Annotated in this window: 8 protein-coding genes and 1 tRNA gene; 8 read left to right on the top strand and 1 reads right to left on the bottom strand. The window is 48.1% G+C overall.

All coding sequences use genetic code 11. The features are described from left to right. Position 1 precedes the first annotated feature (1 nt). From pyrD to PSI9734_RS02675, 3 genes are all read left to right on the top strand, one after another. Positions 2-1009 carry a quinone-dependent dihydroorotate dehydrogenase gene (pyrD, locus tag PSI9734_RS02685; RefSeq protein ID WP_173919563.1) on the top strand — a complete coding sequence of 336 codons (1008 nt, stop codon included), beginning with the start codon at positions 2-4 and terminating at the stop codon, positions 1007-1009. A gap of 57 nt (positions 1010-1066) precedes the next feature. Beyond that, positions 1067-1618 carry a cell division protein ZapC domain-containing protein gene (locus PSI9734_RS02680; RefSeq protein WP_173919562.1) on the top strand — a complete coding sequence of 184 codons (552 nt, stop codon included), beginning with the start codon at positions 1067-1069 and terminating at the stop codon, positions 1616-1618. A gap of 83 nt (positions 1619-1701) precedes the next feature. Beyond that, positions 1702-3450, top strand: coding sequence for a bifunctional 2',3'-cyclic-nucleotide 2'-phosphodiesterase/3'-nucleotidase (locus tag PSI9734_RS02675; protein WP_173919561.1), 1749 nt, complete (start codon positions 1702-1704; stop codon positions 3448-3450). A 32-nt stretch (positions 3451-3482) separates the two neighbouring features. Here PSI9734_RS02675 and PSI9734_RS02670 read toward each other — a convergent pair. Further along, positions 3483-3559 (bottom strand) — tRNA-Met (locus PSI9734_RS02670). A gap of 180 nt (positions 3560-3739) precedes the next feature. Between PSI9734_RS02670 and rlmKL the strand changes: the two genes are divergently transcribed. The 5 genes from rlmKL (at position 3740) to rmf (ending at position 10142) form a co-directional block, all read left to right on the top strand. Next, complete coding sequence (rlmKL, locus tag PSI9734_RS02665; RefSeq protein WP_173919560.1) at positions 3740-5878, top strand: bifunctional 23S rRNA (guanine(2069)-N(7))-methyltransferase RlmK/23S rRNA (guanine(2445)-N(2))-methyltransferase RlmL; 2139 nt, start codon at positions 3740-3742, stop codon at positions 5876-5878. Beyond that, positions 5868-6107 (top strand): glutaredoxin family protein, encoded by a 240-nt coding sequence (locus tag PSI9734_RS02660; protein ID WP_173919559.1) that lies wholly within the window; start codon positions 5868-5870, stop codon positions 6105-6107. Before rlmKL ends, PSI9734_RS02660 begins: the two co-directional genes overlap by 11 nt. Continuing rightward, positions 6104-8011: an ATP-binding cassette ATPase Uup gene (gene uup / locus PSI9734_RS02655; RefSeq protein ID WP_173919558.1), complete on the top strand. Its 1908-nt coding sequence runs from the start codon at positions 6104-6106 to the stop codon at positions 8009-8011. Before PSI9734_RS02660 ends, uup begins: the two co-directional genes overlap by 4 nt. Before the next feature lie 7 nt (positions 8012-8018). Further along, positions 8019-9764 (top strand): DUF3466 family protein, encoded by a 1746-nt coding sequence (locus tag PSI9734_RS02650; protein WP_173919557.1) that lies wholly within the window; start codon positions 8019-8021, stop codon positions 9762-9764. A gap of 201 nt (positions 9765-9965) precedes the next feature. Then, positions 9966-10142 (top strand): ribosome modulation factor, encoded by a 177-nt coding sequence (gene rmf, locus PSI9734_RS02645; RefSeq protein ID WP_173919966.1) that lies wholly within the window; start codon positions 9966-9968, stop codon positions 10140-10142. The last annotated feature ends 59 nt before the right edge of the window (positions 10143-10201 follow it).

Raw genomic sequence — 10201 nt, 5'->3', positions numbered from 1 at the left:
TATGTACGGACTGGCAAAGGCGTGGTTGTTTCGCAAAGATGCAGAGCAAGCGCATGATATTACTTTAAATCTTTTAAAGCGTTATGCGCACACGCCTTTAGCCATGTTTTGGCGGCAAAAGGTTGCCGCCAAACCCACTAAAGTTATGGGCATAGAGTTTCCTAACCCCGTAGGCTTAGCTGCTGGGCTCGATAAAAATGCCGAGTGCATCGATGCTTTTTCACAGATGGGCTTTGGCTTTATTGAAGTGGGCACGGTGACGCCACGGCCGCAAGATGGAAACCCCAAACCGCGACTATTTCGGTTGCCGGAAAAGCACGCCATTATTAATCGTATGGGCTTTAACAACCAAGGTGTGGACTACCTTGTTGAGCAAGTGAAACAAGCTCAGTTTAGCGGTGTTCTCGGTATTAATATTGGTAAAAATAAAGATACACCGGAAGAACAAGCAGTAGACGATTACGTTTTCTGTATGCGTAAGGTGTATGCATTTGCCAGCTACATTACCGTGAATATCTCATCGCCGAATACGCCGGGTTTGCGCTCGTTTCAACATGGTGAAGCACTAGATAAACTGTTAAGTACGTTAAAAAAAGAGCAAGCAGCCCTGACCACTAAACATGGACGCTATGTGCCGCTGGCCGTGAAAATTGCCCCGGATCTCTCCGATCGCGAATTACAAGCTATGGCAACTGCACTGATGAAGCATCAATTAGACGCCGTTATTGCAACCAATACCACTTTAAGCCGTGAAGCGGTCGCAGGTTTACCTTACGCGAATGAAGCGGGTGGTTTAAGTGGTGCGGTACTGTTTGATGCCAGCACGGTCATCGTCAGAAAGCTATCTGGGCTGCTCAACGGCGCTATGCCGATTATCGCCGTTGGCGGCGTCGATTCTTATAGTGCAGCGAAAGCCAAAATGGCAGCAGGAGCCAGCTTAGTCCAGCTATATTCAGGGTTTATTTATCACGGACCAAAACTTATTCCGGATATTGTGAATCGCTTGTAATTGGCTGCGACATTCGCTATGTTAGCTAACAGTTAATCACTCGAAAAAGGTACTTTCGTGCACGCATCTCAGCATTGGCGCTGGCTATACGATTCCGAGCAAAAACAGCTCATCGTTGAACTAGACCACGGTCTGGTGCATAAGTGTCCTTACAAAGCGTCACGCCTCATTCCTTTGCAGCCAATGCAAGCCGCCTTTACGACCGATGACGCCAGCTGTTTTCAAGAATTCTATGACATTTTGTCAGCCTATGAACTTTGGGATCCGATGCTGCTCACGCAAGCAGCGATTAACCGTACTATTCTTGAACATTTCGGACGCCCACAAATGCCGCAAAGTTGGTATTTCCAAAGTTGTGAAGTGCCTCCCAATTACAGTTTAGACACCGGTGCGTTGGTCGAACTGAATTCAGGAACTGAAAAGGGTATTTTTGCCATCATGAATGGCGACGACGAATTTGCCGAATGCATGTTACTGTCGCCTTCAATGGCTCTTTCAGATGTTAAAACGCTGCAGCAATATGATTCGGTTAAAGTGCTTCGTAATAGGTTACAACCGAGCCATTATTTGCAGTTGCAGTTAGACGACGACCATTTACGCCACGCTTAAGCGAGTTCTCTGTGTTGCCAAGTTTTAAATTCCTTTCGCTTGCTGTCCTTTGTTTGGTCAGTACGAGTAGTTGTGAGCAAACCATGCCTAGCACCAATAAAAACTTTAGTACCACCCTTCGAATTATGGAAACCAGCGATGTTCATGGCCAGGTGCGTAGCTTCGACTATTTCTCGCAACAATCTCAAGCTGGTTTTGGCCTGGCAGCAACCGCAAACGCTATCGAGCAAGCCCGACAACAACAACCTCTCAATCTATTGATAGAGAATGGCGATCTTATTCAAGGGTCGGCGCTGGCCGATTGGGCGGTCGCTGAGTATCCGGTAGCCGAACAAACGCATCCTATTCTAAAAGTTTTAAACGCTTTAAATTACGATGTGGCAAACCTTGGAAATCATGAATTTAATTTCGGCTTAGAGTTTTTAGCCGATACCTACCGTGATGCGCAGTTTCCAGTAATTAGTAGTAATTTGCAGTTACTCGAGGCAGCGCCAGAGAAGTTAAAACAACGGCTGGTATCGCAAGCATGGATCGACCTAGCCGTAACAGATACGCAAGGCACCGAGCTGCCCTTAAAAGTCGCAGTTGTTGGCGTGTTACCACCACAAATTATGCAATGGGATCAACATCATCTTGCCAATAAGGTCGAAGTTTTACCCATGCTAAGTAGTGCTCAGCACGCGGTGCGTAGGGTACGAGAGCAGGGCGCGGATGTGGTCATTCTAGCCGCCCACACAGGAATGCCGAAGCAGACGTCTGATCCCGATGATAATGAACAAGCGGGTTGGTTACTTGCGGGAATTGACGGTGTGGATGCATTATTACTCGGGCATCAACACGAGGTATTCCCTGGTACCGAGGTGTATAACGCGCTGTCTGACGTCGACAGCTCAAAAGGCACTATTCGCGGCACACCGGCAGTGCAGCCTGGGCTGTATGGTAGCCATTTGGGGCTTATCGATTTAACCCTGAGTTATAACTACAGCCAAGCGTCATGGCAGGTTATCGACGCGCAAAGTGAAAGTCGCGCAGTCAGTAAAACAATTCCAGCAAACGCTCACATTGAAGAACTCGTTAACGAGGCGCACCAAGCGACGTTGACCTTCATGCAGCAGCCCATAGGCACAACGTCACGCACGTTGAGTTATCGCACGGCACGCTGGCAACCTAGTAGTGCGGTGCAGTTCGTGCAACGGGCGCAAGTATGGCAGGCACAACAGCTATTAAGTGCAACCGAGCTACCTGAATTACCAATACTGAGTGCAGCGGCGCCCTTTGATGCCGCCTATACCGACGCTGATCAAGCTACCACGATTGCCGCTGGGCCTTTAACGCGCGGAGCGATTGGTGATCTTTACCGTTATCCGAACACGCTCGACATCGTTAAGCTTAACGGTGCACAGCTTCATGCCTGGCTCGAACGCAGTGCGGAGGGGGTACATGCTGCCACCGCACCGGCGATTGCTGAGGGTGGGCCTAGCTGCTGGTCGTTGATTAACCCTGAGTTTCCACATTACAATTTCGATAGTATTTTGGGTTTATCTTACCAGATTGACCCGCAACAAGCCGTCGGTGAGCGAGTCTCAGAGATCCGCTACGATGGCAAACCGTTGCAGGCAGAGCAAGAGTTCTACGTTGCTACCAATAATTATCGTGCCAATGGTGGTGGTGATTTTCCTCACCTCGACGGCTCTACAACGGTGGTTCGTGGCGCCGATATGCTCAGCGATGTGTTATTGAAGTACATTGATAGTTTACCAGAGCAGAATTTTGTCGAAGAGACAGATAGACACTGGCAACTAGTAGGGTGTGAGGCAAACAAAAAAGCCTGAACATTGCTGTTCAGGCTTTTTTTAAATGTTGTTGGTTGCGGGGGCAGGATTTGAACCTACGACCTTCGGGTTATGAGCCCGACGAGCTACCAGACTGCTCCACCCCGCGTCCGATGCTGCGCATGTTACCAAGCTTTCAGGATAACGCAATGGCTATTTGTCACGAACGCCTATAATTCCACCAATTTGGGTCTGACTGCTGCTTTTTAGTACAATTGCGACAATACACGGTGCGCTGCATCACGTATAATCAGCTTGATTCAATGACGCAAAAGGATGAACCAATAGTATGACGTCAGCTCTGCAACTCTTTGCCACCTGTGCCAAAGGTTTAGAACCCTTATTATTCGATGAACTGAAGGCTCTTGGGCTCGAGGATGTGCAACAGACCCTTGCTGGGTGTCGTTTTAGTAGCGATTTAGAGGGAGCATATCGGGTCTGTTTGTGGAGCCGACTTGCTAGTCGTGTGCTACTACAATTAGGACAATGCCCGGTAACCAATGATTTAGCGGCGGTGAGTGCTGCAATTGCTGAAACCTCTTGGCAGCAACACATGACCGCTGAGCATACGTTGATTGTTGATTTTACAGGTCAAAATCATGATATACGTCATACTCAGTTTGGCGCTCAAGTGGTCAAAGACGGTATTGTTGACCACTTTCGGCACGCTGGGCTAGGGCGGCCGAACGTTGACAAAGCTGACCCGGATATTCGTATTAACGCTCACCTACAGCGCGACCAACTCACTTGGTACATCGATTTAAGCGGTGAAGCATTGCATCGCCGTGGCTATCGACTTGAACAAGGGCTGGCACCACTGCGCGAGACCCTAGCGGCAGCGATTGCGATTCGTGCAGGCGTGACACCAAATACCGAAGTCATTGTTGATCCATTTTGTGGCTCAGGAACCCTGCTTATAGAAGCGGCGATGATTATGCTCGATCATGCACCAGGGCTGCGCCGTCAGCATTGGGGCTTTAGTCGTTGGTTACAGCATGATGCGAGCCTCTGGCAAGGTTTGATGAACGAGGCGGAAAATCGTCACGAACACGCGAAATCGTCAACTCAGCCACGCTTTTATGGCTCAGACAGTGATCCACGCATTTTAACGGTGGCGGACCAAAATGCGCAGCGACTTGGTTTCGCAGAGTTTTTCCAGTGGCAGGCGCAAGACGCAACAAAAGTAACAGCACCAGCACTCGGTTCAGCAGAAAACTCATCGTTAGTACTGTGCAATCCTCCCTACGGTGAACGTTTAGGTGAAGAGGTCGAAACACTGTTACTCTATCGTCGATTTGGCCAACAATTGCGTCAGGCGTTTCAAGGTTGGCAAATTGGACTATTAGCGGGCGATGAAGCCTTGCTGAAACGTCTAAAACTGCGTAGCCATAAAAAATATAAGCTGTTTAATGGTGCTTTAGACGTTATTTTGGCACTTTATGACTTGAGTGAAGAGCAAGTTGAGTTCACCAAAGAGCAATCGAGTGGTCTTGCTAATCGATTTAAAAAGAACTATCAAAAACTTGAAAAATGGGCAGCAAAAGAAGGGCTTACATCATGGCGCCTGTACGATGCTGATCTGCCAGAGTATAACGCTGCGGTCGATGTTTACAACGAACATCTCGTAATTCAGGAATATGCTGCGCCCAAAGACATTCCACCGGCTGTGGCGAAGGAGCGGTTGTGGTATTTACTCGATACATTGGCCTCGACCTTGCCTTTTTCGGCGGCAAACATGCACTTAAAAGTGCGTCAAAAGCAAGCTGGGAAACAACAATATCAGCGACAACATTTGCGCGGTATTACCACTGTGGTACACGAATATGGTGCCGATTTTAAGATTAATCTAAGCGATTACCTAGACACTGGTTTGTTCTTAGATCATCGCTGGGCACGAAAAACCATCGGTGAGCTAAGTGAGGGCAAAGTGGTGCTGAATCTCTTTGCATATACCTGTAGCGCATCGGTGCATGCGGCCCTAGGTGGCGCACGTGCTGTCACTTCGGTTGATTTGTCGAAAACCTATTTAGCCTGGGGCGAAGACAACTTCCGGCTTAATGGCTTACCATTGCAGCCACACAGTTTTGTGCAAGCCGACTGTGTACAGTGGTTACAAAAGCAACCGCCGCAGCAACGGTTTGACCTGATCTTTCTAGATCCACCGACGTTTTCGAACTCTAAACGCATGCAAGATGTACTTGATATTCAACGTGACCACGTACAACTCCTGAAGTTAGCCGCGCGGCTGCTTAAAGATGACGGCGTGATTATCTTTTCGAACAACAAACGGCGCTTCAAACTAGATAAAGAGGCGCTGGCAGCGGCATTTTTAACGGCTGAAGACTGGACCCAGCGTTCAATTAGTCAAGACTTCGCCCGACATAAAGGAATTCACCACTTATTTAAGGTGACCCAAAGTGTCGAATGAGTTTTATCTGCTAACGAAACCTAACTGTCCGTTATGTGATCAAGCTTTGGTGCAACTCCATCAGTTGGACCTTGACGAACCTATTCGCTTGCACTGGGTCGATATTAGCCAGCAGCCGGAGCTGCTTGATGAATATGCATTATTGGTTCCCGTGTTAGTACGTGAAGCAGATGATGCGGAGTTACGCTGGCCCTTTGGTGAACAATTAATGGAGTTTGTAACAGTATGACCGTTTTACGTGTTCAAGACGCGCAACTTGCGTTTGGTCGTGAGCCGATTTTAGATCACGTTGATCTGATCGTTGAGGCCGGAGAGCGCTTGTGTTTAGTAGGGCGTAATGGTGCTGGTAAATCGACCTTGCTGAAAGCCATTGCTGGCGACCTACAACTTGATGATGGCATGATTCAAAAAGTAGGGGATACCGTGGTGGCTCGGTTACCACAAGACCCGCCAGCAAACTCTGATCAGCGCGTTTATGATTATGTGTCAGAAGCTCTTGCGGATGTAGGGGAAATTTTAAAGAACTATCACGAAGCGTCGCAGCAACTTACCCAAGAGCCTGAAAACGAACAATTACTCGGTAAATTAGCACATTTACAAACGCAACTTGAGGCAGCGAACGGTTGGCAGCTACAGACCCGCATTGAGCAAACCTTAACTCGCCTAGGGCTCGACGAAAATGCTTCAATGGCGGCGCTTTCAGGTGGCTGGTTGCGCCGCGTCGCATTGGCGCGAGCGCTGGTAGTTGACCCTGATTTATTGTTGCTTGATGAGCCCACGAACCACCTTGATATCGACATGGTGCGCTGGTTAGAGAGCGTGTTGTTGGACTTTCAAGGTGCGGTGCTCTTTATAAGCCACGATCGGATGTTTATTCGGCGTCTCGCCACGCGAATTATTGACTTAGATCGGGGCCAATTGGCTTCATTCCCTGGCAATTACGATAGTTACTTGACGGCGAAGCAAGAACTGCTTGAAGTCGAAGCCAAGCACAATGCTGAATTCGACAAAAAGTTAGCGCAAGAAGAAACCTGGATACGACAAGGTATAAAAGCCCGTCGCACGCGAAATGAAGGCCGGGTTCGAGCCTTACAACAGTTACGCAAAGAACGTCAGCAGCGTCGCGAACAACAAGGTTCGGCGAAACTTGCGGTGCAAGAGTCTCAACGCTCAGGCAAGCTGGTGTTTGAAGGCGAGGGCATGAGTTTAGGGTTTGCCGAGCAGTGTATTTTTAAAGACCTGAGCCTGAACTTACAACGGGGCGATAAATTGGCTCTAGTCGGTCCAAATGGCTGCGGCAAAAGTACCCTTATTCGAGTGATTTTAGGTCAACAAGACATCGACTCGGGTAAGCTCAAGTTAGGCACCAACCTTGAGGTTGCTTACTTTGACCAGCACCGCGCCAAACTGGACCCTCAGAAGTCCGTTGCCGAGAATGTTGGTGATGGTAAGCAAGACGTTACCTTTAATGGTAAAGAGCGTCATATTTTAAGTTACTTACAAGACTTTTTGTTTGCGCCACAACAGGCACGAACGCCCGTTCATGCGTTATCGGGCGGCGAGCGTAACCGCGCGTTACTGGCCAAGCTTTTCTTGCAACCGAGTAACTTGCTGGTACTTGATGAACCAACCAACGATCTCGATATAGACACGCTTGAATTACTTGAGCAAATTATTGCGGACTACCAAGGAACGGTGATTCTAGTCAGTCACGACCGCGAATTCGTCAACAATACTGCGACTAGCATTTGTTTGTTCGAGGGCGCCGGTAAAGTGACGGAAATCGTCGGCGATTTTAACGATGTTGAGCACTATTTGGCCCATCAAACGTCTGCGGGAACTAAATCGCCGGTTCAGCAGTCAGAAAAGCCTGCACGCAAAGGTTCAGAGCCAACTAAGAAAAAGTTATCCTATAAGCTGCAACGTGAACTTGATATGCTACCGAAACACATCGAGTCATTAGAAGCCGAACAACAGGAATTACAAACTCAAGCCGCTGACGCTGACTTTTATAATCAGGCACATGCAGTTACAGGTCCGGTTCTAGAACGTTTAAGCGAACTAGAAGATGAGATCCTCACTGCGCTTGAGCGTTGGGAAGAACTTGAAAATTTACAAAACGAGAGCAGTTGAATCATTTATGAAAAAACTTACTTTAGGGATGCTTAGCGCGGCTGTCGCTTCGTCATTTTTAAGCACAGCACAGGCCGACGTATTTACCTTTCAGAAACTCGAAACACCTGAACAGGTTCGTCATTTATTTCCTACTGATATTAATGATAACCGTCACCTTACGGTAATTGGCCAGATCCCGAACGACCTCGACATCGATTTAACTAGGTTGCAAGCAAGCACGTTAGCATCCATTGGCATTAGCCCAGATGAAGAAGACCTGGAAAATTACTCGTTAAGCTATGCCCAATATTATGCGCTGGTGCAAATATTGCGCGACGGCGTTAGTCCGCAATTGCGTAACCCCCGAGTAAGCTTTTATTTCGCCGGTTACTTTGATGGGCAAACAACAAGCTTAAACCAGTTTTTTAACGACACAGACCCAGAAACACCGGAGCTTGAGAATACCTCCGATCATTTCTTTTATGCCCTGAATAATAACAATGCCCGGGTAGGTTGGGGTACCGCACCTTATCGTTACGAGTCATTTAGTTATACCACCAGCGGCGATGATCCAGAAACGATCACCTATGAGGGCGCTGAGCGTGACTTTACCCGTCAAGCGATTTGGTCCGACGGCAGTCAAACCAAAACCTATGCTGCTCCCGAGCAGGCCTATTTAGGCGGTGAGTCGGCGATGATGGATATTAATGATCAAAACATTGCGGTTGGTTTTGCCAGTACAGCACTTAGCCCAAGTGCTGTCGAAGTAGCCGCACAATGCGAAACGGCCATTGAAGAAGAAACCGCTGTGCGTTCTGTGTATGGTTGCATGTGGCAGCGTTGGTTTACCTTACGCAACTCAACAGCCACTAATCTGCAGAGCTACTACGACCGCACCACTATAGCGACCAACCAGTCGATATATGACATGCAAGCCGCCGTATGGCAGCTTGACCAAGGTGGTGAGGTAATTGACGTAACCTATTATCCGCCACTTATGGAACGCGGGGAAGAAGACGAAGCCGACCTATCGAGCTATGCCTACGCGGTCAATAATAATGGTATCGCTGTGGGGCAAAGCTGGACCTACTATGAAGGTACGGCCGAACCGAACCGTCGCATCAAGATGCCAGCAATTTTTCACGATGGTCAAACACTACCGATCACCGAAGACCCTGATTATCTATGGGGCTCGGCCACGGACATCAACGATGAAAACGAAGTGGTTGGTTTCTTGATCCGTAGCATTCAAGGGGTGCAACGTTACGTCGGCTTTAAATATGATATCGACACCGATACCTTTATGGAGCTTGAAGGCTTCTTCAATGGCTCAAGCACCTATCCAACGGCCATCAACAATTCAGGTGTCATTGTCGGCTCCGCCGAAATTGAAGCGAGCCTTTCAACCCAGCGCCGCCGGGTTGGCTTTAGTTTTGAAAGTGCCGTTGAGAATGCACGCTTCACCAACCTTAATGATTTAGTGGACTGTGATGCGAACCTCTTTATCGCAACCGCCGATGGCATTAATAACAACGGCGTGATTACCGCCGCGACGATCAACGAAGAAGAGCTGGTAGACGGTGAGGGCGAGACGCAAACAGAGCAAATCGCTAAAACGGTCATTTTGGACCCCACGTCAGGCGAAGCAAATCAATGCTCGGTCATTGAAGACCGTGTTGAACGCCAAGGCGCAGCCACCGGTTTTGGCGGCTTACTAACTATGTTATTGATTGGTGGTCTTATTACAGTTCGTCGTTGGCTTAAGGTTTAATTGATAAACTTAATCTAAGACTATTTAACGATAGATCTAACGCTTTTTCAGCAGCTTAGCAGCTCACCTGAAAAAGCGTTTTTTTTTGTGCTTGAACTCCCGTGCCAAATTGCTATCTATAGTTATAAGAGCGATGACGATTTCGTTCTTACTAAGTACAAAAAGTACGATGATAAAAATAACTGGACGAGGATGTGAATGATGAAAAGACAGAAGCGCGATCGCCTAGAACGGGCACATGCACAAGGTTTTAAAGCTGGTGTAGCGGGTCGTTCAAAAGAACTATGTCCCTATCAAACGCAAGATGAAATTCGTTCCGAGTGGTTAGGCGGTTGGCGTGATGCGCAAGAGGCGCGAAGCGTTGGATTGTATCGTTGATCTGTCCAAAATAAGATAGCTGAATAGCTATTCCGCAAAATGAACAAAGCCCGCCAATG

Source organism: Pseudidiomarina piscicola (assembly GCF_902806985.1).
Classification (GTDB): Bacteria; Pseudomonadota; Gammaproteobacteria; order Enterobacterales; family Alteromonadaceae; genus Pseudidiomarina; species Pseudidiomarina piscicola.
Note: the sequence above shows the minus strand (reverse complement) of the source record. Positions and strands in the feature narration are given on the sequence as shown.

Coding starts and splice junctions, on each gene's coding strand:
- pyrD (WP_173919563.1), top strand. CDS start 2: ATGTACGGACTGGCAAAGGCGTGGTTGTTTCGCAAAGATGCAGAGCAA.
- PSI9734_RS02675 (WP_173919561.1), top strand. CDS start 1,702: ATGCCTAGCACCAATAAAAACTTTAGTACCACCCTTCGAATTATGGAA.
- rlmKL (WP_173919560.1), top strand. CDS start 3,740: ATGACGTCAGCTCTGCAACTCTTTGCCACCTGTGCCAAAGGTTTAGAA.
- uup (WP_173919558.1), top strand. CDS start 6,104: ATGACCGTTTTACGTGTTCAAGACGCGCAACTTGCGTTTGGTCGTGAG.
- PSI9734_RS02650 (WP_173919557.1), top strand. CDS start 8,019: ATGAAAAAACTTACTTTAGGGATGCTTAGCGCGGCTGTCGCTTCGTCA.
- rmf (WP_173919966.1), top strand. CDS start 9,966: ATGAAAAGACAGAAGCGCGATCGCCTAGAACGGGCACATGCACAAGGT.